This is a genomic window from Mesorhizobium sp. WSM4844, from assembly GCF_055811775.1.
Window position 1 is genome coordinate 39,772 of sequence record NZ_JBVVQB010000011.1, and the last position, 25,338, is coordinate 65,109.

22 protein-coding genes and 1 pseudogene are annotated in these 25,338 nt (G+C 60.4%); 6 read left to right on the forward strand and 17 right to left on the reverse strand.

Annotated features, from left to right (window positions below; genetic code table 11):
- Positions 1-120: 120 nt before the first annotated feature.
- The 7 genes from AC0L2A_RS11725 to AC0L2A_RS11755 all read right to left on the reverse strand — a co-directional run bounded on the left by AC0L2A_RS11725 (position 121) and on the right by AC0L2A_RS11755 (position 7,594).
- Entirely contained in the window at positions 121-1,107 is a 987-nt protein-coding gene (locus AC0L2A_RS11725; RefSeq protein WP_473608913.1) for a DUF2950 domain-containing protein, read from the reverse strand.
- 20 nt (positions 1,108-1,127) lie between these two features.
- Positions 1,128-2,510, reverse strand: a complete 1,383-nt coding sequence (locus tag AC0L2A_RS11730) for a DUF3300 domain-containing protein (RefSeq protein WP_473608915.1) — start codon at positions 2,508-2,510, stop codon at positions 1,128-1,130.
- 66 nt (positions 2,511-2,576) lie between these two features.
- Complete coding sequence (locus AC0L2A_RS11735; protein ID WP_473608916.1) at positions 2,577-3,545, reverse strand: formylglycine-generating enzyme family protein; 969 nt, start codon at positions 3,543-3,545, stop codon at positions 2,577-2,579.
- A gap of 17 nt (positions 3,546-3,562) precedes the next feature.
- Positions 3,563-4,570, reverse strand: a complete 1,008-nt coding sequence (locus AC0L2A_RS11740; protein WP_473608917.1) for an HAD family hydrolase — start codon at positions 4,568-4,570, stop codon at positions 3,563-3,565.
- Between the two features lie 56 nt (positions 4,571-4,626).
- Positions 4,627-5,226 carry a hypothetical protein gene (locus AC0L2A_RS11745; RefSeq protein ID WP_473608919.1) on the reverse strand — a complete coding sequence of 200 codons (600 nt, stop codon included), beginning with the start codon at positions 5,224-5,226 and terminating at the stop codon, positions 4,627-4,629.
- A gap of 72 nt (positions 5,227-5,298) precedes the next feature.
- On the reverse strand, positions 5,299-6,936 hold the full coding sequence (locus AC0L2A_RS11750; RefSeq protein ID WP_091591022.1) for an arylsulfatase: 1,638 nt from the start codon (positions 6,934-6,936) through the stop codon (positions 5,299-5,301).
- A 460-nt stretch (positions 6,937-7,396) separates the two neighbouring features.
- Positions 7,397-7,594 (reverse strand): hypothetical protein, encoded by a 198-nt coding sequence (locus AC0L2A_RS11755; protein WP_473609018.1) that lies wholly within the window; start codon positions 7,592-7,594, stop codon positions 7,397-7,399.
- Here AC0L2A_RS11755 and AC0L2A_RS11760 point away from each other — a divergent pair.
- Both AC0L2A_RS11760 and AC0L2A_RS11765 read left to right on the forward strand, forming a co-directional pair.
- Positions 7,527-7,828, forward strand: a pseudogene (locus tag AC0L2A_RS11760) (hypothetical protein); the annotation flags it as partial. The gene AC0L2A_RS11755 and the pseudogene AC0L2A_RS11760 sit on opposite strands and share 68 nt — an antisense overlap.
- 145 nt (positions 7,829-7,973) lie before the next feature.
- Positions 7,974-10,049 carry a mechanosensitive ion channel domain-containing protein gene (locus AC0L2A_RS11765; RefSeq protein ID WP_473608920.1) on the forward strand — a complete coding sequence of 692 codons (2,076 nt, stop codon included), beginning with the start codon at positions 7,974-7,976 and terminating at the stop codon, positions 10,047-10,049.
- A gap of 153 nt (positions 10,050-10,202) precedes the next feature.
- Here AC0L2A_RS11765 and AC0L2A_RS11770 read toward each other — a convergent pair whose 3' ends face one another.
- The 10 genes from AC0L2A_RS11770 to AC0L2A_RS11815 form a co-directional block, all read right to left on the reverse strand.
- A complete protein-coding gene (locus AC0L2A_RS11770; protein ID WP_236391474.1) occupies positions 10,203-10,403 on the reverse strand; it encodes a HupE/UreJ family protein in 201 nt (66 codons plus the stop codon).
- Positions 10,404-10,437: 34 nt separating this feature from the next.
- Complete coding sequence (locus AC0L2A_RS11775) at positions 10,438-11,994, reverse strand: DUF1254 domain-containing protein (RefSeq protein WP_473608922.1); 1,557 nt, start codon at positions 11,992-11,994, stop codon at positions 10,438-10,440.
- A 936-nt stretch (positions 11,995-12,930) separates the two neighbouring features.
- Positions 12,931-14,886 carry a DUF3604 domain-containing protein gene (locus AC0L2A_RS11780; protein WP_473608923.1) on the reverse strand — a complete coding sequence of 652 codons (1,956 nt, stop codon included), beginning with the start codon at positions 14,884-14,886 and terminating at the stop codon, positions 12,931-12,933.
- A gap of 55 nt (positions 14,887-14,941) precedes the next feature.
- On the reverse strand, positions 14,942-15,985 hold the full coding sequence (locus AC0L2A_RS11785; protein ID WP_473608924.1) for a hypothetical protein: 1,044 nt from the start codon (positions 15,983-15,985) through the stop codon (positions 14,942-14,944).
- Positions 15,986-16,066: 81 nt separating this feature from the next.
- Positions 16,067-17,110, reverse strand: coding sequence for a HupE/UreJ family protein (locus AC0L2A_RS11790; RefSeq protein ID WP_473608925.1), 1,044 nt, complete (start codon positions 17,108-17,110; stop codon positions 16,067-16,069).
- Positions 17,107-17,850: a peptidyl-prolyl cis-trans isomerase gene (locus AC0L2A_RS11795; protein WP_473608927.1), complete on the reverse strand. Its 744-nt coding sequence runs from the start codon at positions 17,848-17,850 to the stop codon at positions 17,107-17,109. Before AC0L2A_RS11795 ends, AC0L2A_RS11790 begins: the two co-directional genes overlap by 4 nt.
- 471 nt (positions 17,851-18,321) lie before the next feature.
- Positions 18,322-19,572: an alpha/beta hydrolase gene (locus AC0L2A_RS11800; RefSeq protein WP_473609012.1), complete on the reverse strand. Its 1,251-nt coding sequence runs from the start codon at positions 19,570-19,572 to the stop codon at positions 18,322-18,324.
- A gap of 90 nt (positions 19,573-19,662) precedes the next feature.
- On the reverse strand, positions 19,663-20,451 hold the full coding sequence (locus AC0L2A_RS11805) for a porin family protein (protein ID WP_473608928.1): 789 nt from the start codon (positions 20,449-20,451) through the stop codon (positions 19,663-19,665).
- 338 nt (positions 20,452-20,789) lie between these two features.
- Positions 20,790-21,095: a hypothetical protein gene (locus AC0L2A_RS11810; RefSeq protein ID WP_292548255.1), complete on the reverse strand. Its 306-nt coding sequence runs from the start codon at positions 21,093-21,095 to the stop codon at positions 20,790-20,792.
- 341 nt (positions 21,096-21,436) lie between these two features.
- The gene (locus AC0L2A_RS11815; protein ID WP_473608930.1) at positions 21,437-21,757 is read right to left on the reverse strand and encodes a hypothetical protein; all 321 of its coding nucleotides are present in this window, start codon (positions 21,755-21,757) and stop codon (positions 21,437-21,439) included.
- Positions 21,758-22,066: 309 nt separating this feature from the next.
- Between AC0L2A_RS11815 and AC0L2A_RS11820 the strand changes: the two genes are divergently transcribed.
- The 4 genes from AC0L2A_RS11820 (at position 22,067) to AC0L2A_RS11835 (ending at position 25,190) form a co-directional block, all read left to right on the forward strand.
- Entirely contained in the window at positions 22,067-23,173 is a 1,107-nt protein-coding gene (locus AC0L2A_RS11820) for a hypothetical protein (RefSeq protein ID WP_473608931.1), read from the forward strand.
- A gap of 586 nt (positions 23,174-23,759) precedes the next feature.
- A complete protein-coding gene (locus tag AC0L2A_RS11825) occupies positions 23,760-24,017 on the forward strand; it encodes a hypothetical protein (protein ID WP_473608932.1) in 258 nt (85 codons plus the stop codon).
- Between the two features lie 503 nt (positions 24,018-24,520).
- Positions 24,521-24,862 carry a hypothetical protein gene (locus AC0L2A_RS11830; protein WP_473608934.1) on the forward strand — a complete coding sequence of 114 codons (342 nt, stop codon included), beginning with the start codon at positions 24,521-24,523 and terminating at the stop codon, positions 24,860-24,862.
- Between the two features lie 118 nt (positions 24,863-24,980).
- Complete coding sequence (locus AC0L2A_RS11835; RefSeq protein ID WP_473531955.1) at positions 24,981-25,190, forward strand: hypothetical protein; 210 nt, start codon at positions 24,981-24,983, stop codon at positions 25,188-25,190.
- Positions 25,191-25,338 lie beyond the last annotated feature (148 nt).

Consider the following 25,338-nt stretch of genomic DNA (forward strand, 5'->3'; position numbering starts at 1 on the left):
GACGGACTGGTGGCCGGGCTTGGCCATGAATGCGAAGCTCAATTCCATACCACCTCTTCTGCCACAGCGCAGGGTTTTGCCGATCGACTCGAAAATAACCCGGCTTTTGATCCATTTCTCTCAGTCGCCCACGACCTGCCACGTATCGTCCGGATTGAAGCGGTCGATGTATTTGACGATCTGCTCGGTGGCTGGCCCGAGATCCGCCTCGTAGACGACGCCGTGCTGGTTGACGGCGAAGGTTTTTGCGCCTGTCTCGCCATATTTGGCCGGCCAGGCGATGAGGCCAAAGCCGGCGATCATGTTGCCGTTGATGACGTAGTCATAGGCGCCGCCGGCGATCTGGTCGCCCTGGCCGGTCAGGATCTTGTACTTGTAGCCGAAATAGCCTTCGCCCTTGGCCGCGTCCTCTAGTTCGGCCTGATCGATGTTGCCGCCAGCCGGGCTCTCGCCGTTGATGTCGTCGGTCGGCCAGTAGAGCCCGTCGGTCGCGCCTTCCGAGCTGATCAGTTTCTGCGCGAACTCCTCCACGCCATCCTCGTCGCGGTCCCGCGATGCATAGTCCTCCTGCGCATCGACATAGGCGCGCATCGTCTCGATCGCGGTGAGCTCGTTTTCGCCGACATACCGGTTCACGATCTCTTCGAGCCCGGCATAGGTGTCGAAAGCCCATTTGCCGTCCCCGCCCTTGACGATCGGAAAAGGCAGCGGCCACAGCTTGTCGCCGATCTGCAGCGTGCGGCGGTCGCCCTCGCCATCGAGGACAAGCTGCTTGGCCACACCCTCCTTGATCGCCGCCAGCGTCTCCTCCGAGTTCTCGTCAGCTTTCAGCTTTTCCGCATCGAGGCCGAGAAGGGTCGCAACCGAACCGTTGCCGGCGTCTTTCAGGGCCTGCTTGAATGCTTCGACCGCTGCCTCGGGCGTATCGAAGACGGGCGGCTCGGCGGCGGCCGCAAAGGCGGTGATCTCCGGCGCGTCCGGCGCATCCTGTGCAGATGCTGGCTGCGAGACAGCGAAGCCCACTGCAAGCGCCACGGCGCAGACAGAGCCGAGAAGGATCGTATGCAAAAGTCCCGTGTGACGGGTGGTGCTGAACATCTGTATCATGATCCGGTCCTCCCGATCCGTTAACGCCGGCGTCCGCCGCCGCCGCGCTTGATCTGCTTGTGGCCGCCACCACGGCTGCCGCCACCCATGGATTGGTGGCCGCGGTTGGAGCTGACCTTGGTCACCTTTCCGCGATCGACGTTGCCAAGCCCCGAAGGCTTCTTCGGCCGGTTGTCGACCCTTGCCGCAGGTTTTGGCTTTCCAGCCGGACGGTTCACCTTGGCCGGCTTCGCCGCCGGGCTATTGGCACTCGGGCGGTCGCCGACAGCGGGCTTTGCTGCGGGGCGATTGGTGACAGGCCTGTCCGCAGGTCTCTGGATGTTGGCGGGCTTGGCGGGGCGGGTGACATTGGCGGGATTCGCCTTCAGCCCGTCCAGCGTGCTCTTGCGGATGTCTCTCGTTGCAGCCGTCTTGCCTGGCGCCCTGTTGGCGAGCTTGTCGTTCTTCTTGATATCGCGGGCGCGGTCGCGGATGGCGTTGTCGCCATTCTTCTCGATCCGGTTCTTGATGTTGGTCTGGTCGAACTTGTTGAACTGGTTGCGGTCGATGTTGATCTTGCTGCGATCGATGTTCTTCCAGTCGACGTCGTTCAAGTTGATCTTGCCGTTGAAGTCGCGGTTGTTGAAGCAGTTGTTGCAGTCGATATTGATGTCGTTGCCGTTCCAGCGGCCGCCCCACACGCCCCAATCATCCCAATCGACGGCGGCGGCCCAGATGGCGCCGGTCACCGCCCCGGCGAAAAAGGTCGCTCCCGGATACCAATAATAGGGGTAAGGATCGGGATAATAGCGGATCGGTTCCCACACGTAACCCGGCTCATAAAACATCTGCGGCGGATATTGCGGGACGTAGATCACCTCGGAGCTCGCCGACTTGATGACAAAATTGTCGTTCTCCTTGACCACCTGGATCTTGTCGTCGGTCTTGATCACGCCCTTGGCAACCGCCTCGTCGCGCAGCTGCTGGATGGCAACCAGCACGTCCTTCTGCTGGTAGGCAATGGCGTCGCCGAGCGTCTGCGTCCATTCGAGGTCGTCGCTCATCATCTTGACGATGTCCGGATAGTTGAGCAGCGACACCACGGAACCGTCCCAGCTCTCCTTCGGCTTCAGGCTCTTGTCCTTCTCGTACCGGTCGAGGAAGCGCGCCGCCTCGACGATCTCTAGCGGATAGAGCGCTGCCGCCGTGATCACCGCGATCAACTCGTCCGGATAGAGCGCGATGCGCGCAACCAGGACCTCCATCTCGTCGGCGCTCAACGGCTCCGGCGAGGCCGCCGCATCGGCGGATGCGTCAGCCGCCGCGACCTGTTCTTGTGCAAGGACAGGGTACGCCGAACCAGGCCCGACAAGCAGCAGCGCCAGCGCCGCAGCGCCGACCTTCAACATCTCATTGCCCGTCATGCTTCGATCCTCCCTGTCTGTCTCTGTCCCGGCAGGCTTTGCGCCGGGCGTTTTTGGCAGTGTTTGTCACGTTCTGCGTGCAATGCAGCGGAAACCCAAATGGCACGTCGACGTGTCGACGGGCTGCGCCATCCGCGCAGCCGGGCGGTAGCGCCGGCAATAGTTGGGCGCGCAAAGATGCGATCCGCCTTTCATCACCTTGCGCGGGATTCTGATCTGCGGCTGCCGTGGATCGAGGCTGTCGTCCCGTTTGGCACCGCGGGGGTTGTCAACCGTGCAGCACGGGCTGTCGATCTTGCCGTGTTCCTGGTACCAGTCCGTGGTCCACTGCCAGACATTGCCAGCCATGTCGTAGAGGTCGTAGCCATTGGCGGCAAAGGAGGCGACGGGTGACGTCCCCTCGTAGCCGTCCTCGCAGAGATTCTGCCATGGGAACTCACCTTGCCAGGTATTGGCCATGTGTCGGCCATCGGGTGGCATTTCATCGCCCCAGACAAATTCGGCCGCGTCGAGCCCGCCCCGCGCCGCGAATTCCCACTCGGCCTCGGTGGGCAATTCCTTGCCTGCCCACGATGCGTAGGCTTCGGCATCCTCAAAGTTCACATGCACGACCGGATGGTCGGCCAGCCGCTTGATCGAACTCGCCGGCCCGCGCGGATGGCGCCAATTGGCGCCGCGCACGTAGACCCACCAATTGTAGTGATCGCGAAGATCGACACGCTGTTTGGCCTTGCTGAACACCACCGACGACGGCGCCAGCATGTCCGGCTTCGCTCCGGGATAATCATCGGGATTTACCGGACGTTCGGCCGAGGTGACATAACCAGTTGCATCGACGAAGCGAGCAAACTCGCGGTTGGTGACGGTGCAGGCGTCCATCCAGAAGCCTCCCACTGTCACCCTATGCGCCGGCGCCTCCTCGGGATAGTGCTTGTCCGATCCCATGAGGAATGTACCGCCGGGAATCCAGACCATGTTCAGGAATGGCTCTTCGACCTGTGTAGATTGAGCCTGGCGTTCCACAACTTGACGCATCGTCTTACTCCGGATTCTTACTTCTCGAAGGCGAACACCCGGTTCCAATCCTTCTTCATATCGACAACCGTCCAACCAGAATCGGCTGCAGCGTCGAGGCCCTTGTCGAGGCGGCCGATGTGCGACTGGCGGTCGTAGGCCCATTCGCGCTCCGCGTCGGTGTGGTGCACGTAAAGGCAAAAGTGCGGGCCAGGTCCCGAGCATGTCCATTGCAGCATCTGCAAGTCGCCGTCCGAATTGCCAAATGCCGCGATTGGCCGGCGACCGATGTGCTGGTGGATGCCGACAGGCTTGCCCGCCTTGTCGTCAATGAAGTTGATTTCCGGCAACCGCATGAGCACCGGCGTTCCGTCGCGCATCTCAAACTTGGTCTTGCCACTGCTGCCGACGACCTGTTCGGGCGGTATACCGTAGACCTTCTCCGTCCAGGGACGCATGAAATCGATGCCGCCGCCGGAGACGATGAAAGTCTTGAAACCGTTGGCGCGAAGATACGCGAACAGCTCCAGCATCGGCTGGTAGACCATCTCGGTGTAGAGCCGGCCGCTCTTTGGGTGTTTGGCGGTGGTAATCCATTCGCGAACGATCTGGTCGAATTCCACTGTTGTCATACCGGAGTGCGTGGTCATGACGATCTCCACGATCGCCGGCTCGCCGCCTGAGAGTGCAGCTTTCACGTCGCCCTTGAGCAACGAGGCAAAGGGCTCCTTGTCCTTCCACTCCGGATGCTGCGGGGCCATTGCCTTAACCCGATCGAGTGCGAACAGGAGCTGGAAGTACAGCGGCTGCTCGCCCCACAGCGTGCCGTCATTGTCGAAGACGGCGACGCGCTCTGCTTCGGGCACGAAGTCTGCCGCGCCTTCCGCAGTTACTCGTTCGACGAAGGCGACGATCGCCTGCTTGGCCTGGCCATCATTCCAGGAAGGTAACTGACCGGCGCCCTGCGCAGTGGCAGAGGCTGCGATCCCCAATAACAGGAAGATGGACAACAGGTAGCGCTTCGCGGCGCAAGCAAGATTGGGCATAGCTTGATGTCTCCCGTAGGTCAGCGCCCATCAGGAGCGCTATCATCAAAAAGCGATCACTGGTAAGGGTGATCGCTCGGGTTGGTTGGGCCTGGCTCTTTCGCGGCAGCTGCCAAACCGGCTGACCGAGGTCCGTCGCGGCGTTCGAGCAGCAGCGTCCAGAGCCTGCCTTCGCCAAGGGCGACATTCAGTTCCCTGGACGCCAAATAGGGGATCAATATCAGCAGCATGATCAGGCTTGTCGCCAGCGTCTGAGGCAGCTTGGCGCCTCCGAACTCAGCGAGCGAGGCGGCGACCGATCGCCCATGAATCAAACCGACGACGACTTCCTCGATGACCGAGAGAACGAGAAGCAGGATCAGATAGAGCAAGGCCTTGTAGGCTATGACGTAGGCGATTCTTCCTCCTCCGCGCCGGTCGCCCAATCGAATCATCTGCCCGAGCATTATGAACTTCGCCAGGATCAGTGCCTTGATGGCCGCCAGGCCTGATGGCAGATAGCTGATGCCCTCCTCGCCAAGGATCGCTGCCTTGTAGAGAACGAGCGCACCAAAGCAGACGAATAGATAAAAGGACAGGAGCGCGTACTCGCGCAGCTCGTTCTTTGCCCTCTGAGCAATGGTCTCGGTCGAGGGATTGTTGTTCGCGACTGCCATTGACCTGCTTCCGAGTTGGCTTGGAGGCCGCGCCTGCCGATAGTGCGAGCGCGGCCTATTCAAAGCGAAGACTCAGTGTCTGCCACCCTCCTGCAGTTTCGCCAGGACCTGGTCGAGCGCGAAGCTGCCGGGCCTCTGCCGCGGCGGGAATTCGACATAGGTCTGCAGGTGTTTGGCGACATAAGCCTGTGCCGGCACGAGCGCGAAGGCGTGCTCGACACGCCATCTGTCGTATTCCCCGGCGTCCGTCTGCGCCCGTTCGAACGGGTCGCCCTTGATGTCGAAAAGCTTCGGGAACCGCAGCGGAATCAGCGGGTTCTCCCACACGGCCAGTCCTTCCTCGCGCTGCTCGAGGAAGACCATCTTCCAACGTTCGTAACGCAAGCCGGCGAGATTGCCGTCATCGGTCCAGTAGAAGTATTCGTGGCGCTTGCCTTCGCCTTCGCCGGCCAACACGTCGCGTTGGTTGTAGCCGTCCAGATGCACCTTGAACGTCTTGCCAGCAGCTTCGTATCCGTTCAACAGCTTGGCCGTCACGTCTGGTTCGCCTGCGGCTGCGACCAGCGTCGGCACGAAATCTTCGTGTGACGTTATGTGATTGATTTCGGTTCCGGGCTTGATGACGCCCGGCCAGCGCATCATGCACGGCACGCGGTAGCCACCTTCCCAGTTTGTGTTCTTCTCGCCTTTGAAGGGCGTGGTGCCGCCGTCCGGCCACGAGAAAACCTCCGCGCCGTTGTCGGTCGTCCAAAGGACGATGGTGTTGTCGGCGATGCCGAGGTCATCGAGCTTGCCCAGAAGCTGGCCAACCATGCCGTCCATCTCCACCATGGCGTCCGCATAGATGCCCAAGCCGGTCTTGCCCTTCGAGGCCTCCTTGAGAAACGTGTAGATGTGGGTCCGGGTCGAATTGAACCAGCAGAAGAACGGCTTCCCGTCGGCGTTCGAGCGGTCGATGAAGTTGAGCGCGCTGCCGAGGAACTCTTCGTCTACAGTTTCCATGCGCTTCTTCGTCAGCGGACCGGTGTCCTCGATCTCCTGTTTACCCACCCGCCCGAAGCGCGGATCTTCGGTAGGATCGTCGGTTGCACTGGCCTTGCATTTCATCACGCCGCGTGGACCGAACCTGGCCTTGAACTCGGGGTTCTTCGGGTAGTCGGGATGCTCAGGCTCGTCCTCGGCATTGAGGTGATAGAGATTGCCGAAAAACTCATCGAAGCCGTGAACGGTGGGCAGATGCTCGTTGCGGTCGCCGAGATGATTCTTGCCGAATTGCCCGGTAACATAGCCCTGCGGCTTGAGCAGTTCCGCAAGTGTCGGGTCTTTCTCCGACAGCCCTTCCTTGGCACCCGGCAGGCCTACCTTCAGCAGGCCGGTGCGGAAGCAGGATTGGCCGGTAATGAATGCGGCGCGCCCGGCTGTGCAGGACTGCTGGGCATAGTGGTCGGTGAAGATCGCGCCCTCTTTGGCGATCCGATCGATGTTCGGCGTGCGATAGCCCATCATGCCCCGGTTGTAGGCGCTGAGGTTCCAATAACCGACGTCATCGCCGAAAATGACGAGAATGTTGGGTTTTGCGCCGGCTGCTTGAGCTTTCGCGCTCGTGGCTATTCCCGATGCGACAGCCGAAATGGCGAGCACAGATCCTCCGGTCAGCAAAATGTCGCGCCGGTTCGGTTGTCGGTCTGGATTCGCCTGCTTGTCACTCATCTGACGTCCTCCTTTGACTGTACCGCTTTTCCAGGATGAGCCGAGTTTTCGGTTCCCTGGCATGCTCCGCGTTCTGTCGACGAGACGAAACTGGTGGCAGGACGCTTCAGACATGCCCCCGACAAAATCGCCCTTCGTGAGGTTCGCCTATTGCCGCTCGGGGCGGAAGGTAATTAACGGTAACCTACGGACGGAATCCGCTCGGTTGCATCGAAAGCGGGGCTATCCAGGATACGGTCTAGCTCGACGGGACAAATGACAGTAGGGAGATCCAATTCCCGGCGCCGATATACCGCGCAATGGCCTTGGGTCGGATCGGGAAGAGATTGCGGGTTCTTTGAGCACCGCTGCCACAAGCGTGTCAATCCTCGGCCATCGGCAGATACAGCTTCACCAAGCAACAGTCCGACTGCGTAACTTACATACTGATACTGGCACCATCAAAAAGACTATGCGCATTCTAGCGCATAAGGGGTGGCGCAATGGCAGCAAATGGCAAAACTCGTGGCAGGGAGCTGTGATATTCGGCGGCAAGCGACGCCTGCCGCATGCCGAATTTGCGATCCGCAAATGAGGCATTCCGCGACAGTAGGGTGTGGACGGTCGACACCGACTTTTCCTTCAGTGAAGCGACGGGCGCAGCCTGGGTGGATGCCATGGCCGGTCTTCGTGGAAACTATTCGGTCAGGCCCGAGGTCGACCGGTGGGGCTCGTCGGCGCCGGCGAAGCCGACATCGACTGGGATGTCGCCGGGGCGGTCGGCTATCGTTTCAACGATCGCATCTCATCGGTCATCGGGTACCGGGCACTGGGCGTCGACTACAGCAACGACGGCGGTCTCCTCGATGTCGTGCAGCAAGGTCCGATTCTGGGACTCGTGGTCCGGTTTTAGCGGCACAAAGAGTCCGATGGATTTTGATTGCGCCCGTAGCTTGCAGCCACTCTGCCCGGAGACGTAGCATGCAGCCAGAACAGGGCCCATAAATGGGGCGAGGAGCCAATATGTGCAGCTGCGGCATTCAAAACTCGAGGCACTCATGAATTACAAGCTACGGCTCGGGTTCTTGCCAGTTATCGTCGTGCTCTTGCTAGCGCTCTTGCAAGGAACTTCGCTAGCCCAACAGCCCTCCCCCGACCTTCCGCCCGAAAAGGCAAAGCAGTTCCTCGAGCTTTTGTCCGATCCGCAACTAAAGGCATGGCTCGAGGGAAAGATTCCAGCGGCCACGGACGAGCCCGGCCTGTCCATTTCCGAGGACATCTTGAGCGTGGAGACGGGTATTCGTGCCCGTATCGGTGCGCTCGGCGCCGCGATCCCGCGCCTGCCGGAAGAATTTTCGCGAGCCGCCGAAATTGTCTCGCGTGACGTGAACTCCGGCAGGCCAGGGCTGGCCATGGGCATCCTGGCGGTCCTGATCGCGGTCGGTTTCGGAGCCGAGTGGGCGGTCCGACGAGCGCTCGCCAGGACGAGGGGCGCGGTTGCTCAGGAAGACGCCGGACAAGCGGTCCTCTTCGAGACTGTCGCCCTGCTGACTTTTGCTCTCGCCAGCGCCGGTTCGTTCTTGGCGCTCGGATGGCCACCCTTGCTCCGCAGGATCATTCTGACCCTGCTTCTTGCGTTCATCGCGTTCCGTATCGTTCGGGCGGCAGCCCGATTGCTGTTTGCGTTCGGCGGTGCGCCAAGCGCCCCCTCGGACAGGCCGACTCGGCTTTTCGAAAGTGAGGCTTCGACCCGTTTCTGGCGGTGGCGTGTCAGCCTTATGGCCGGGTTCCTGCTGTTCGGCTGGGCGATCGCCAGCCTCATGCCTGGCCTGGGCTTCTCTCAAGAGGCTGCAGAGCTCGCCGCCTTCCTGTTCGGGCTTGGCGTTCTGGCGACCGCAATCGAGGTCGTCTGGCAACGGCCCGACGGGCGAGGCTCTCTGGTCAAGCAATGGTTTCTCACCTTGTTCCTGATCGTGCTCTGGATGGCTTGGGTCGCCGGCCTGCTCGGCGTCCTGTGGCTTGGGATTTTCGCCCTGGTGCTGCCGACAGCCTTGCGCGGCGTCGGCGCCGCGGCACAGGCTTTCGCCGGCAGATCGAAGCGCAGCGGCGCGATGGGCGTCGCACTCAACGTGCTCATTGTCAGGGGCGCCAGGGCGGCGGTCATTGCCGCGGCGGTCGCATGGCTCGCCCATATCTGGCGGATCAGGGCCGCGAGCCTCGCCGCCAGCGAAACCGGCGGCTTCCTGATAACCGGGCTGCTCCACGGCATCATCATTTTGCTGATCGCCGACCTGCTCTGGCAACTGTCGAAGGCCTTGATCGAATATCGCATGAACCTCGCGCAGGCGGATGGGAGCAGCGCCGACCAGCTGGCCCGCAGCGGCCGGCTGCGCACGCTGTTGCCGATATTCCGCAACGCCCTTGCCGTGTTCATAGCCGCGGTCACCGTGCTAACGATCCTCGCTGGGCTCGGCGTGAAGATACTCCCGCTGATTGCCGGCGCCGGCATCTTCGGCATCGCCATCGGCTTCGGCTCGCAGACCCTGGTCAAGGACGTGCTGAGCGGCGTGTTCTACATGATGGACGACGCCTTCCGGGTCGGTGAATACATCCAGAGCGGCAGCTACAAAGGCACGGTCGAATCCTTCAGCCTGCGGTCGGTGCGTCTGCGGCATCATCGCGGCCCCATCTATACCGTCCCGTTCGGTGAACTCGGGGCGGTCCAGAACATGAGCAGGGATTGGGTGATGGACAAGATCACGATCGGCGTGACCTATGATTCCGACGTGGACCTGGCGCGCAAGCTGATCAAGAAGATAGGCCAGGAGCTGGCGGCAGACCCGGAATTTGCGGCTGACACGATCGAGCCGCTCAAGATGCAAGGCATCGACAATTTCGGGGACTACGCGATCGTTCTCAGGATGAAGCTGATGACAAAGCCCGGGACCCAATTCGGCATCAAGCGGCGCGCCTTCATGATGATCAAGAAGGCGTTCGAGGAGAACGGTATCAAGATCGCGGTTCCCACCGTTCACGTCGAGGGTGGCGGGGAGACTGCGGCCGCTGCTCATCAGGCAAACCAAATCCTGAAAAAGAGCAAGGCCCCCTTGGAGGCGGTGAGCGATACGCCATAGAGCTGCGCGGTCCTGTCCACGTCATTCGAACTCGGCCTCACCTCTCTGAGAAAGGCATGAAGCGGGGTGAGCATCCACCCATGGGTCAGAGCCTTCCTGCGGATCGGATCGCTGCTCGGATTTCATCGTACCCATAGGGTCGCTCCACGCCCGCTACATGAACATTGAATCAAAGCGCTCAATGCTCCAGAACGCTGCGATCGTCCCGATGACATAGGCTGAGGCGACAACCGCCTGCCGCGGCAATTCATAAACGCGCTGGACTAGATGGATGGCGACCAGCACGACGGCAATAAATATCAGCTGGCCAAGTTCGACGCCGACGTTGAATGAGAAGAGCGCCAGCGGGACCATGGGATCCGCGCCCCTGGCCAACCGTATCCACTTGTCACGGGACGAGTTCGATCTCGCCCGGCTTCCAGGTCTTGTCGAACCATGGCTGCAGCGGACCATAGAGGCGAAGAAGAACGTTCCAGCCCTTGCCGGGAACTGTCTGGATCCAGTTGGCCTCATGGCCTTCCGGCGCTGTCGGGCCGAACCAGACATCGACCGAGGAGTCCGCGTTGATCACGATGTCTTTCTTGTCGCTGCCGATGCTGGGGAATTGCTGGTCCGTCTGCAGCATCGAACGCGTCTGATTGTCATACAAGACGAACGACCAGAAATTCTTTGCCGGAATGTTTGGCGGCAGATGCACCTTATAGGTCTTGCCGCCGTCGAACGGCTTGCCGTCCTTGTCGGTCGTGGCGCCTGCGTACTGCGAACCGATGCCGACGCGCTTTATCGCCATGGCCGGCGTGATGCCCGTCGCATAGTAGTGGAACAGGACACGGGCATCCAGATAGCGAACGCCGGGCTGCAGAAGGAACTCATAGCTGCCGCCGACAAAGCCGGTGAACCACGCACTGTCCGGGTAGTAGTAGGCGTCCTTCATGCGGGTCTTGAAGGTGATGGTGCGCGCCGTCGCGTTGCCGACGGCTACGGCTTCGGTGAGGATCTTTTTCATCCGCTCGTCCGGCGCGAAGGGTTTGCCTTTTACGATGCCGATGGCGGCGAGTTGTCCCAACACTTCCGGGTGATAGGACTCCTCCGGCTCGTATTGGACGATGTCGTTCACTTCCTCGTAGAAATGAAAATCATTGGAATGGATGGTGTTGAACTCCTTGCCGGAAGAATTGATGATCTTCATCGGCGGCGGGTTGTCAGCTTCCGAAAGAGGATAAACCTTGGCGAATTTCCTGGTGTTTTCGACAGCAGTGGCGGTACTGCCGTTCTCGAGGAAGCCGCGCCAGAAGAACAGGTTTCCGTAGGTTGACGTCTTAAACACGAAATAGCCTTCGGGTATCTCGCCTTGGTAACCCGGCGGCAAAAGCAGGTATTTTCCGCCCTTGCCCTTGTCCGGTCCGGCATTGCCGACATCGCCGACATATTGGAACCAGTGGTTGTCGATCATGCCCAGGATATTGGGCGGTGTCTCGATGACCAGCGGGCCAGCCTTGGTGTCCAGCCACATGAGATTGTAGATGCTTTCGGTGTTGGCCGTCAGGAACAGCGAATGCGAGTCCGCCAGGTTTTCGAACACCAGGATGGTCTGGTTGTTGTCGGCTCCCTGGCTGGCAAATCCAACCCGCATAGCTTCGACGGATGCACCAGGCATGGCGTTGAGAAAAGCATCGACGCCGCGCATGAAATCGAGATTGTCGTAGATCTTCTCCGAAGTGGCGTCATCCGGGAAGCCATCGAAAAAATTCAGTTTGCCAATCCTGGTGTCCACACTTTCCGGCGTGACGATGGAATCCGGTATCGGCGTCGTCATCTTCATCTTCGGCGCTTCGGCGGAAGCGGTGCTCATGCCAATCAGTACCGCCGCGGCGGTGGCGCAAAGCAGTCTCGTCGTGCGTGCAGCGGTCGCAGTAGAGCCGGCCAATTTCAGGTAGTGTTTCATGGCTTTTCATCCTTCACAGCGGTTCAGGCCGCGGGGCGGCCAGTCTTCTCATTTTTTCGGGAACAGAAGCGTTCGGTCCATCAACCGGCGATTGAGAATTCCGACTGCGGAACCGACGCGCTGCCGCTGAAAATACTTTTTTTGCCTTTTGGCCCGGTACTCGCTAGCATTGCGCCACGTTATCAGGGCAACCTAGGCTCGGCATTCGTGACGTGCCAGCCGCAGTATGTAAGTTACGTGGACCACCCCGTAATTGACGAAGAAACGAGGCGGCGGCGGTCGAAAATCCCAACACGCGAGGGTACTTTACTTTGATCCGGGCGGATGCCTCCGCAGGAACGAAGTTCAACCCCCTGCGGGAGACTGTCGTACCCAACCATCGGATCGCCAACGGCATACCGGGTGGCCCTCGTTCCCAAGGCCAGCGCAGGAGCGCGCGTTTGCCTTGGGAAAGCGGTCGGGCGATTTCCTAACTATGCGACTGCCTGGGCCCTGCTGGCTCAAATCACCATCGACGAAGTCCGATTCATGCTTTCCGGCTGCCTCCGCCTCGTCGTCGGCGGTCGGTCGTGCCCTGGCCCTCGCCCGGCACGCGGTGGAGTTGGATCCCCGCAAATGTGTGCGCTCTGCACGCCGAAATGTCCGCTCTATCAGCAAGGAATTCAGGGCGAGAGCCGTCGCGACAACTGGCGGCGAGAGCCTCCAGGGCCAGGCAATATGTTCGGCGGGACGCGGGATGACGTCAGCCTTCGCGGAGATCACAGCGTCGGTCACGAATGACAATGTCCGCAAGATTAACGAGGTCGCCTGGCGCGAAAGCAGCTCTCGAAGCCAAGCCATCATTTGAACCAAAGCCGTGTTTGAGCCTTCTTGTCTTGGCAGGCGGCGCACGATCCGCCTGCCCCAACACCAGCCAAGCAAAATCCGGCGTTTCCTTTAGCCGGCCGGATTGTACCAGATCGGCGAGGTGTACGCGCGCTCCTGCATCTCCATTGTCGCTTCCGGCGGCATTTTCACTCCGAAATACTTGGCGTCGTAGGCCGTCCAGCGCGGCGTCGGGATCTCCAGGACGCGGCCGTAATAAAACGCCCGCTGCGTCGGATCGAACTCCGGATCGGTCCAGACGGCGACCAGTTCCGGGGCGCCTATCGTGTTGGTCCAGGTGGCGTCGGCGACATCGACAGTGCTGCCGACAGCGGGCGCCTTGCCGTCCGCGCCCGGTTTGCGATCGCCAGACCACGCAACGTCGTAGACCTTTTCCTGCACCTTTCCGGTAGCATCCAGCCATCCCTTGACGATTTGATAGCGATCGAGGTTTGCGCCGATCGGATCCTTCAGCGCTGCAACCAGGAAGGTCGGCGCCTTGCCTTCCGGCGCGGCAGTGAGATCGCCACCCATCGGCACGCCCTTGGTATAGCCGATGAGAGCAGGGCTGCGGGTATTGGCGTCGGCTTCAACGAAATCGAAGCCGCCGAAGAGCCGCACCAGCATCCGCGATCCGGTTGTGGCATAAGTCTCCCGGCGTGCCATCGCGTCGAAGATCGCCTCGCGGGTGTTCTCGGTCGCCCAGACCGCCGCGTAGCCGGAAGCGGTCTGCTCCCAGCCCATAATGGTGGCCTTCTCGGTCTTGACGAACGGGTGCGTGGCGCGGGCCGGCCCCGGCTCGCTGCTGGATGTCTTGCCGAAAAAATTGTCCTCCTCGACGGCAGCAAGCCCGGTATGCGCGTCGGTCGAGCCGACCATGCCGAACTTGTAGGGGTTCACCCCGAGTTCCTGCTCCAGCTTGAGCCCGTTCTTCAGGGCCGAGCGCGCATATTCGAACTCCAGCATATCGGGCGTCTTTACGACGGTCAGGTCGAGATTGCCCTTGTCCCAGCGCTCGAAGTTGGCGAATTCGTCATTTGGCGACAGGAAGGGGTGCGTTTCGCCGTCGCCCTTGATCTGTGTCGCCTCGTAGAGACGCTCCCACTTGGCGCGCGTCTCCGCATATTCGCGGTCTATTGGCTTGTCGACGCCCGGCTCGATCATCGGGAACATGCGGCCATTGGAAAGGTTGCCATTATGGGCGATGGCGAGCACGTCGCCGCCGGTTTTCTCCTCATAGGCCGCCATCCACTTCCACAGGTCGCGCGGATTATCGCTGCCCGGTGCGAGCACGGTGAAAGGCACGATCTGGCGGGCGAGATCGCCATTGTCGCGGAAAATGACGTTGCGATGCAGGTTGTTGCCGCTCGTGTTGGAAGTCCACTCGTAGCCAATGACCGCCGTAAAGCGGCCTGGATCGTTCGCCTCCTCCGCCGCGTCGATAGTCTCCTGCCATGCCGAGCGATAGGGGGCGGAGTCGGGAGAATAAAGCAGCGGCCCGGTGAGCTCCCCTGCACCGAAAGCAGTGATGAGCTCGATCGCGGCAGCGGCGCCCTGGCCGGACTGGATCATGTCGTACCACCGTCGTCCCTTGGGGTCCGCCACGATATCAGGCTTGCCGGCCAACAGGTCGTTGAAGAAGCCCATATTGTCGGAATGGTCGGTGACGACCAGGAAATCGAGCGGCCGCGACAGTTTCACCAATTGCCCGGAGGATGCCATCACCTCCTCACCTTTGCCGAAGCGATAGGCATCGCGCGGTCCAAGGCGCGCACCGAAGGCGCCGGCATCGAAGGAGAAGGATGTGTGGGTGTGGGTGTCGCCGAACAGCGGCCGGGTCGGGAAGTTGCGCCCGGCCCAGGGAGAATAGGGCCGTTTGGCCGGATAGAGCTGGTCGGCGGTTCCCTTGTCCAAGGAACCGGAATCCAGCAGGGTATCCTGCGCCGCAACGGGCAGCGCGCCTGTCAGGCTTGCTGTTCCAAGAGCGGCGACCGAAACAAACTGCAGAAGTCCGAACGTTCTCACCATAGTCCTCCTCCAACTGTGGGTGCATGCCCAAGCGAATCATTCCCTGGAAAACTGGTCATCGGAGACCACCGGACCGCGTGAACACGGCCTTGGAACTCCTGCCTTCATCAGCGCTTGAAAGGTACATGGCGATCGCGAAATGCGATGCTTCGTCCAGGCCAACGCCCGCATTCAGGATTTCACGCAGCCGGGGGACGAAACGAACCACTTTCCAATCGGACAGGTCATTTGCGACATTCCCGGCAAGCTCGGGGTGATGCGCGAGCAGCCGACCGTAAGCTTCGATGATCGCGGACCGCAGTTCGACTGCCCCGCCCGTCCCCTGTACCGACAATGCTCTCACGATTTCGAGCAGCTCAGCATGACTTCGGCCCGGCTCGACGAAGTATTCTTCCGCGAGCCGCGTCACCCCGTCCGCGCCCGTCATCTCGATGAGCGCAGTGGCATAGGCACCGAGGTTGATCGTCAGCCCATGCTCCGCCGCGGTCTTCAGTTTTCCGCGAACGAAGGCGATGTCGTCCGGGCGGTCCGACATGCCGAGCATGAGGATGTAGAGCCCATGCCATTCGACATGAAACAAGTCGTTGACGATTCGATAGATGTCGTCACGCGCAACTCTTGTCTCGAGATCGCGCAGCGTTGCGTAGGGCGCGCGCGCGACTTCGAGGAAGGCCAGTTCGGCGAGCCTGCGATCTTCGTGCCGGAGGTAAGTGGCGAAGAACACCGCGCGTTCGGCCAGCGTCTTCGAGCTCATGTCCCATTGAGCCACCTGGCGCATTACACTTTGATACTCGCGCCCCGCCATGCCAAGCGCCCTCCAGGCCCCGCCGGGACCGTTCTGGACAAGAATGACCTGGAGAGCCGGATACAGCTGGAGGGCGCGGGCCGTCGTCGAATCGAGGAACAGAGGGATGGCGCTGCCGTCGTAGCGTCCCTTGAATGTTTCCAGCACTACGTAGGAGAAAGGTCTTGCCGGGTTCTCGCGCGCGAAGACCGCCGTGCCGCTCCCGACAACCTGGTCGGCATTCGTCACCTTGGGATAGGGCATACAGAGCACACAAGCATGCGCCGGCGTCGCGGTCAGCAGGAACGCCCACATCAGCGATGCCAGTGCTGCGCTTGTCAGCCCGGTTCGCCGATCCCTGCGCGAGGTGTTCATATGCCGCCCTTCCCGACAATCTCAAAAGGTCGCCACACGTTCGATCACCCAGAACATTGCAATCGTGCCGATAGCGTATGGCGGCACGAGATCCAGCCAGGCCGGCAGCGATCGCCTGCGGACCCGGATCAGTGCGACCAGCGCAAGCACGGCTCCGACAAAAAGAAGCTGTCCGATTTCAACGCCGAGGTTGAAGAACAGAAGTGCGACCGGAATCTGCCCGGCCGGCAGTCCGATCTGGCTAAGGGCTCCGGCAAAACCGAAGCCATGGAGAAGCCCGAAAGCAAATGCTACCAGCCAGGGTGCTCGAGCGGCTAAACTTCTGCGCCCCTGCCGTACGTGGACGATCTCGACCGCGATGAACGCGATCGACAACGCAATCACCGCTTCGACCGGCGGCGAGGGTACGTTGACAAAGCCGAGCGTCGCCAGCGCGAGCGTGATGCTGTGCGCGACGGTGAAGGCGGTGATCGTCTTGACGAGCCGCCACGAGCCCGCGGTGATGATGAGCAGGGCAAGCACGAAAAGCAGATGATCGAAGCCTGACAGAATGTGCTCGACGCCAAGTTTGAAATAAGCGGCGGCCGTAAACCAGCGGCTTGGAGTTGCCGGAATCGTCGCTTCCGGGGCGCCGGGCGTCAGCCGCTCGATCCACACGTCGCCGCTGGCGAACTCGACGCGCACCAGCGCATCGGTCATCGTGTTTTGCAGGCCGTCAATCGATACCACCTGGCCTTCCAACGGCTCGACCGCGCGCATCTGCCAGGTCTGCACCATTGCGTCGCCGGTCGGGCGCGAGACGACCGACGTGAGGTTCTCGACCTTGCCCGAGAATGCTGCCGACAGCGCCAGTCGCGCGTCACCCTGCATCGGTGTCTTGAACAGCACGCTGAACTCGTTCGGCGCCTCTTCCTGAACGCTGAGGTAGGCTGGGCGCACCTCGTGCGCCGAGGCAACCTCCGAGAACAGCATGGCGATGGCCGCTGTCAGCACAACCAGCCGAACGCACTGGGTCGCGGCGCGGGCACCTCGGACGAGTGCAGGCCATTTGGTCGGCGGGTTCATTGAGTGGCCACTTTCGGTGCGGGCTCAGACCCCAATACCGCTTTCGTGGTGTCGTCCAACTCGACGCCATACTTGTTGCGTAGCGCGATCAGATAATCGCGGCTCAACTCGGTCTGCTTCGCAGAGCGCCACTCAGAAAGGACCGCATCCCTGACCGTCTCGAAGGGCTTCAGCGCCGTCGCTGTACGCTGCGTGACGAGCACCAGATGAAAGCCGTAGCCGGATTTCATCGGCCCCTGCCATCCGCCGGCTTCGAGTGCAAACACCGCGCGCGCAAAATCGGCACCGAACATTCCGGACAGCGCCAACTCGTCGGTTTCGGCGAAGCTGTCGCCGAACAGCAGCCGGTCGCCCGCGGTCGAACCGTCCTCTGTATTCGCTGACAGCGCACCCAGCGCGGCGGTCGCGTCCGCCGCGGCATCCTTGCGATGCTCCGGGTTGAAGTAGACCTGCCTGAACGAGAGTTTTCCGGGCGTCTCGAAGTGTGCAGGGTTGGCGGCATGGAACTGCCGCAGTTCCGCTTCGGTCGGCTCGGTAAGCTGGGCCGTGTCCTCGACAAGGAATTTCAGCTTTTGCGCCAGGCGGCGGCGGATGATGGTGTCGTCCTGCTCAAGGCCCATCTCCTGCGCTTCGCGCGCCATCACTTTCTCATTCAGCAGATCGTCGACAAGACCCTTGAGCTCATCGGCGGTTGGCTCACGCAGCCATTGGCTCGACCAGGTCTGCTTGAGCCAGCGCACGTCGCCTTCACCGATCCGGATCGGCTCGGCGGCTGTGGCTTCGATACGCCTGTCGTTCAGCCAGGAATAGCCGCCAAACAGGATCGCACCGATGACGGCAAAATGCAGCAGAGGCTCCCTGAGCAATATCATACGCTTTCCTGCGCCCCTGCTGTCGCATCCATGGTTCGGTCCAAGACGACAGCATCTCGCATCAGAGCCATTCGAGTGTGATACTCCGAAGACTACTTCTTTCGCTCCTGCATGGATGGTAGGCCCCAAAGATCCGGGGCGGAATGTAATTTACGTGGGCAAGCACGTAACAGGGCAACAACAAAGCCGCTGCTGAGCGTGTGAGGAGTCGTGCCGAAATTTTCTGTGAGCATCGATTGCGAGCCGATCATCTCCTTGGCCGCGCAGCGGCCGCTAGGTTTGCCGAGCCACTTAGAGCCGGAGAACCTCGAAATTACCCCGCGCAGGCCAACCGAGGGGCTACCTCTTGCAATCTTTTGTGGCGGAGCCAACACATTCCTTGCCAGCTCTCGATTTCTGGCTGGCCTGGGAACCCGTCAAGGCGCCGATGTGGTTGCCCAAATTTTCTCTGCTGTTTTGATCGACGGCTGCAACGGGTGCGGCAATCACCAACCCTGCCGCGCTGCCCGCCGCTGCCGCCACACCGGTCGTTGCGTGAATGATCGTGTCGCCGAGGCCTATCCTGTTGTCGGTCAACGTCTGGCCGCCGGCCATACGCGCCCCGATCAGTTGCACGATCTGCGGTGACGACGCGAACTTGCCGTGATGCAAACGATCTCCGGATTTGATTTTCGTCAGATCGATGACGGTTATGTTGTTGCTGGCGAGTTCTTCCTTGTATGGAGCTTGTTCCGGATCGATCGATCCGAGTCGAGGGATATCGCCCCAGACCCGCCGCGAAACTTTGAGCGCCCGATCGTCCTGCGAGACAAAGAGGGTGAACTGCGGGTGCTGTTTGCCCATGTCGGCAATCTGAGTGCGAAACACATCGACGTCGACGTCTGGCGCGGCCAGCATGACGTTCTTGAACTTTTTCGGAAGGCCGCCATTGCGGATGGCCATCTGGCGCAAGCCTTCCAGCGCAAGCCAGTTGCCCATCGAATGGGCGAGGATCGAAACTTCCTTTATCTGGGGATCGCGTGCAAGGTATTGGAACAGCAGTTCAAGCGCATTTCGCGTGTAGTTGGTGCTTTCACGATCGTAGCCATACGCCAGCGCACTGCCTCGGGAGGGCCAGGTGACCAGGATCGGGACGCTCTGCGTGTCCGTGTCCTTTGCGATCTGCGCAAAGCGATAGACCGCGTCTTCAAAGCGATTGTTGAATCCGTGAATAAAGACGAGGACACTGTGATCCGGGCTCTTCCTGACAGAGGCGCTAAGCCACCCCTTTGCTGTCTCGATCGTCAATTCCTGGGCCTGTACGACGGCGAAATCAGTCGCCGGGTTTGACGGCAGCTTCTTGGGCCATGCGACCTCTCCAACCTTTCGGACCGATGGCGGAGGGATCGACACCGTAATCTCCGCGAACGAGGGAGCCAGTCCGCGCTCGCCCGTAAACATTTGTGCCGGATTGGAGGAACGACTGCGTGTCGTTGTGACCAGCATCTCCACCTTGCTGGAGGACGGCGAGGTATCGGCCACGGGCAGCAGCACATTCGTCGGACGGGACGCGCACCCCCACAGCAGGCCAACCAACGCCGATGCCAACAAAAAATTGCTGACACGCCTGACTTTGGACGGGCTCACGAAACTGTTCCCCAAACTCTTCTCCCGTTCGAAGTCATCCAGGCTCAGATCCAATCAGAACCGAAATCTGGCGCCGATGATTGGTCCCTGCATTGCTATGTCAAACACAAATCGGTCGTCGTCGTAGTCTACGGCAAGGTAGCGATAGCCCGCTTCCAGCGTGACCCAATCACTGTACCGGTATTGAAGCGTGCCCTGCACTTGCCAATCGATGTCGGCGCCAAGGCCGAAGCCACCGACATCCGCCTCGCCATGGAGTCCGAATCCGTTGCCGAGAGCAACGTCGCCGGCCACGCCAATAATCGGGTCGACCCAGGTCTTGCTGCCGCTGGCCTCTCTTACGGCGAGAGGGCCAGTAACGGTCAGATCCGCATCGAGGTGCCAGAGCCGCCCGCCGGCCAGAACGTCCAGGGTCGCGGTGCCATTATCGAAGACCCGATAGGAGCCGCCGAAGGTCCACACCACCGTGTCCATGTTCGCTTCGGCCGAGAAAAGAGCCAACGGGCCGGGCGACGTGCCATCGGCCTCGAGTCCCAGGTATATGAAGTCGGTGAACAGAGCGTAGCGGCCATTGCGCGCCTCACCGGCAAGCATGACCGGCGGGGGAGACCAATCGATGTGGTCAAAGATCTGGCCGAAATCGACGTCGATATCTACCGGCGACAGGCCCCTGACGCCGACCCTGCCCTTCATGCCTGCCATCCAGAAATAGGGTTTTGCGGCGAAGGTCCAGGCCGGCGCGGCTTCAGCAGGCACGGGGGCGGCTTCAGGAAGTTGCGTCGCAGCGTCCGCAGCGATCGCCGGCACCGCAAACAGCGCTGCCGCTGTTCCCGCCGAAGCCAATACGAGAGCTCGGATGATTCCCATATCGAAGTCCCCTCTAATTCCGTCTTTTACTTCATGTCCGATGCGATCGCGCCCGCAGCGACAACATATATCTATTCGCGCCGCTCAGCTAATGGATATCGGTTTCCGATCGTCTCTCATGTCGACAGCGGTTCATTTTGTTGCTGTCACGGACGAACAGTGCCGGGCCTACTTCGGGAACAGCAGTCCCGTGTGCAATCGAGCCCGTCGGGTCCGCTATCGGGGCTTACCGTGACGACAAGCAGGGCCGGGAGCACGGCTGCTATAATTTGTGGAGGTCGATTGCCAGACAGAAATTCCAAGCCAGCCTCCGCTTAATTCTGGCGTGGCGGCCAAGGAATGACGTGCGGTTTCCGGGCGGCATCCGCGCGCAGCACGGCTCCGACCTCCCCAACCAACCGATCCACCAGTTCCTGCCATTCGGCTCGTCTGGACTCGCGCAATGCCGGCGGGACCTTGTCGATCCTCAAGAGTGCCAGCTCCGCTTCTGCAAGTTCCTCGCACATATCCTGAAAGCCCTCACTTCGGCCCAACAGCCGATGGATCGCCAATTCAAATTGCGGGAACCGACGAACCGCCGCCGAGACCGCTCTTTGTCTATCAGCCGGTTCGTCGTCCATCCTCATGGCGCAAATTCGTGTTTTTCCGAAACCACCGTAGCCTATCGCAGGCAGGCGGCTGCGGAATGTAAGTTACGTGGGCGACAGGGTAATTTCTGAACATCCATAGCGGTCGGCACCAAGCCTAAAATCGCAAATTCAAATTGCGCTGCCGGCGAGGCCGCCTAACTCTTTGATCCGTTGTCATCCGCCGGTGCATTGCGCGAACCGTCGCCGTCGTCCCAGCGTTATCCGTTCAGACTACTGGGAGTATTGCAAGAACAGGCTCGCGGTTATAAATTGCGCAGCGAGGGTAACCGGCGACAAAAGAAATATAACTGGGAGTGGTCACCCCCAGAACGTCAGGTGAGGGAACCAAGGTGATCCGGGCGGAACCAGCCATAGGGAGGGAGCATGGGCTCGCCCCAGAGGATTGTCGTGCCCAGCTTGCCCTGATCCTCAACAGCGCGGACTTCGATGCAACCGGTCGCGAGCGCCGCTTCCTCAGCCATGTGGTGGAGGAGACGCTGGCGGGTCGCGGTGATCGTATCAAGGCCTATTCGATCGCAGTCGAAGTGTTCGGCCGTGACATGTCCTTCGACCCGCAGACGGATCCGATTGTCCGGATCGAGGCTGGCCACCTCCGGCGCGGGCTCGAACGATACTACCTGACTGCCGGACACGACGATCCTATTCTCATCACGATCCCGAAAGGCGGTTACGTTCCAACGTTCTCGGTGCGATCGCCCCTCGAGACCATTGAGCCGGACTTGCCTGTCGACCGAGCAGAGAAAGTCTCGCCCCCTGCTCGATGGATGAAGGCATCATGGCTGACGGTGGCTCTTGCGGCAATCGTCGCGGCATTGGCTGTTCTGGCATTGGGATTGGCGAGGAGCGACGTTCGCCCGACTTCGCCTGAGATCCCGCGACTGCTGGTCGAGACGTTTGACGACCTTTCAGGAACGGAAGCCTCCAGGGCGATTGCGAGCGGATTGAGGCAGGAAGTCGTCAGCCAGCTTTCCAAATTCAAGGATATCGTGGTCGTGGAGTCGGCCGCAAAGGGGGAGGATCCATCGATCTCGCCGGCAAGATTTGTCCTGGCCGGAAGCGTGAACCTGTCGACCGATGCCTTCCGGCTTCGGGTCCGGCTGCTCAACCGGGCGGACAACTCGGTTCTGTGGGCAGAAAGCTATGATGGCGGGCTGAAGGTGGCGCAGCTTGTGGAAGTCCAGACGGACATCGCGCGTAATGTGTCATCGAGCCTGGCCCAGGCATATGGCGTCATCTTTCAGGCAGACGCCAATCTCCACGTCGTCAATCCGCCCGACGATTGGGCCGCCTACTCTTGCACGCTTTCTTTCTACGCATATCGGGTCGGTGTCGATGCAGAAAGCCGGTCATCGGTACGCGGGTGCCTTGAGAAGGCAGTGGATCGCTTTCCGACCTACGCCACCGCCTGGGGTCTTCTCTCGCTAATCTACATAGATGACTACCGATTCGAGTTTTCAGCCGACCCCGAAGAGTCCGCCGCTGCGCTCGATCGCGCCTTGGCGGCGGCAAGGCGATCTGTGGGGCTTGATCCTGTCAACGTCCGGGGACGCCAGGCCGAAATGGTTGCGCTTTATTTCCACAAGGAGATCGATGCCGCATTGAAAGTGGGCAAGCAGACTTTAACCATCAACCCGAACGACACCGAGTTTATGGGTGAATATGGAGAGCGCCTGGCGGTTTCTGGAAATTGGCATGACGGTTGCCAGTTGATAGCGGAGGCGCGTCAGAAGAACCCGGGATCAGGCTACTATGACGTGGATCTGGCTCTCTGCTCGTATTTCAGCGGGGATTATACGCAGGCAGCTATGTGGATCAACAAATCGCCATTTCCGTCGAATCCGATCTATCATCTGCTTGCCGCCGCCGTTTTCGGCGAGGGAGGATACAAAATCGCGGCTGATCGCGAGGTCGCATGGCTGAACCAAAATCAACCTGATTTGGTGAAGAACATGCGCCAGGTGGTTTCGGCGCGGTTGGCCCGTTCGCAAGATGTCGAGTTTTTCCTCGGCTCGCTAAGGAAAGCGGGCCTTGGCATCGCAGGCGACTAAGAAGTCAGCGGCGCCCGCCCCTCACCTGCCCGGCGGCGAAGCGGCATCAAAAACAACGAGATCTGGATGGACGGAAGTGTTCGTTCGAATGATGCTATTGCGTTGACTTGAGCGCAGGTTTTGCTCAGCCAGCACAGCGCCTCCTCTTAAGCACGCTGGCGGTCTTGGCCCGGCGGCCTGCTGACAGTCCCCCAATAGAGCTGCCGGGCCACTCGAACTTGCTCAATGGAAGGCGCGGACTTTCAGGATTAGAACCAACAAGCACATCAGCGGCATCATCTTTGGCGAGGTGCTGCATCATTGAGCACTTGCCAATGAAGGATAATGGCCGAAAACGCAAAAAAAGCCCCGCCGCTCCATTTGCGAAGCGGCGGGCCCCCCACTCGCCCCCCATTGATGCCCAAGCAATTGCGGTGCCAGACGTGTTGACCCATTGCGGCGCACCTTTTGATGCCGGGACAGCCTGTTCGCAGTTGAGAGGGGCTGGATCGAGCCGGTCGATGGAGTATCGACTTTTGTCGCAAAAGCTTTCCCGCCGGAACGCTTGCTCGTCTGGATGGTTGGTTGGGATGCAGGAGATGCAGGCGTGGCCAAGAAGCTGTCAATCGCGCAAACGTTGCGACGAACCTCTGACCAACTGAAGAGGATCCGCAAACACGTCGCCAATGGCGGTCATGTGGACCAGATGCAAGAGGTCGACGCCCTGGTAGGCCTCGCCAAAGAAGTGGCCGACGGCAGCTGGCCGGGTTTGAAAGCCTGGCAGATGAAAACGATGGCTCTGTGCAAGGCGATGACGATTCAAAGGACTGAGCGTTGTCGACCGGCTGCTGATATTCCGCGATAACGGAATTACTTGATTTGCCAAGATCGGTACTATCCAGCGGCGGCGGACCCCCCAATCCGCCTGGCCGGCGCCGTCAAGCGTCCTTACCCCAACGCCCCCAAGCGGCGCCGGCCGCTCGGTTGCGGAGCCTCGTGTCAGGCCCGAGGGCATGCTTTGGCGCAACATGCATTGGGCCAAGAGACGCGCGGGTTAGACAGGTTTTTTCTGCAACTTGCGGCGATCTGTACACGCGCCACGCAATCGGGAGATTTCCATCGCTCTCGGCGGCCTTTAATACCCGATCTGCGATATCGCAGCGGATAATGGGATCGTCCGCTATATGATCCATTGGATTCTGTGGATTCTGTTTGAAAAACATCTCCGGCCCCGCGCTTGGCGCTGAGAATGCTCAACGGTTACCGCTTTGAACAGTCGTCAAATGACGACCACAGACGAATTTATACGCCATCCCACGATGGCCACTTTGGCGTAATCGCATGGAGCCGAGACGCGGATCCTGCCCGTTGGTCGGTGTAACAAAAGCTTGTAGCCGGGAACAACCACTCAACGGTTCGCGTTTGTTGCGAAGGCCCGCTTCTTTTGCACGGGCAGCGAGCCTCGAAGGTTCGCAAATGCCGCACCGGCGTTTCAATCGCACCCGCCTCAGCCCTCACGATCTGGCTATTTGTGAACGCGTGTACGATCAGGTTTGCGCAGATGAACACATCGCCCCTTTGAGCCGGGATGCCGAAGCCTTGGCGGTGATGATTGTCGCAATCTTCCGAAACATTACGACCAGTGAGCGCGAACTGCTGGAGGAGGTCAGGTCGCTTCGTCGTCCAAAGGGCGCAGAACAGGCGCGCTAGCTTGGCGGCTTTCCCTGACGAATCGTTCTTGTCCCGCTTTGGCACAGCCGGATTGGCATCGTAATTGCCTTTTGAGTCTCGCCAGAGTGTAGCCACAGCGCTTGCGAAGGAGATGGAAATGGGTTTGGCCGAAGACCTGTCTGATGTTGCCCTCACATTTGCTTGTCCGGCTTGCTCGCATCCGGCGGTAAGGAAGGGCTCTGCGCTGAAAACGATCGCCCACTTCAGATGCGACGGGTGCAACGCCAAGGTGCGGATCACTTATCCGCAGAAACTGGCGATCTTCGAAAAGCACAAGCTATTGACTGCGCATGGGGCATGGCAATAACTCAACGCTGCTTATGCGGTTAAGAGCCAGGTTCGACTTCCCTGTGATTCCAAAGGGTTTTGGCGAACTGGTGAATTGATTTGGAAGATGACGGGGACCCCGATCGCCCGGAAACAACTTGGCCGAGCATGTCTGCGCCATGAACTTA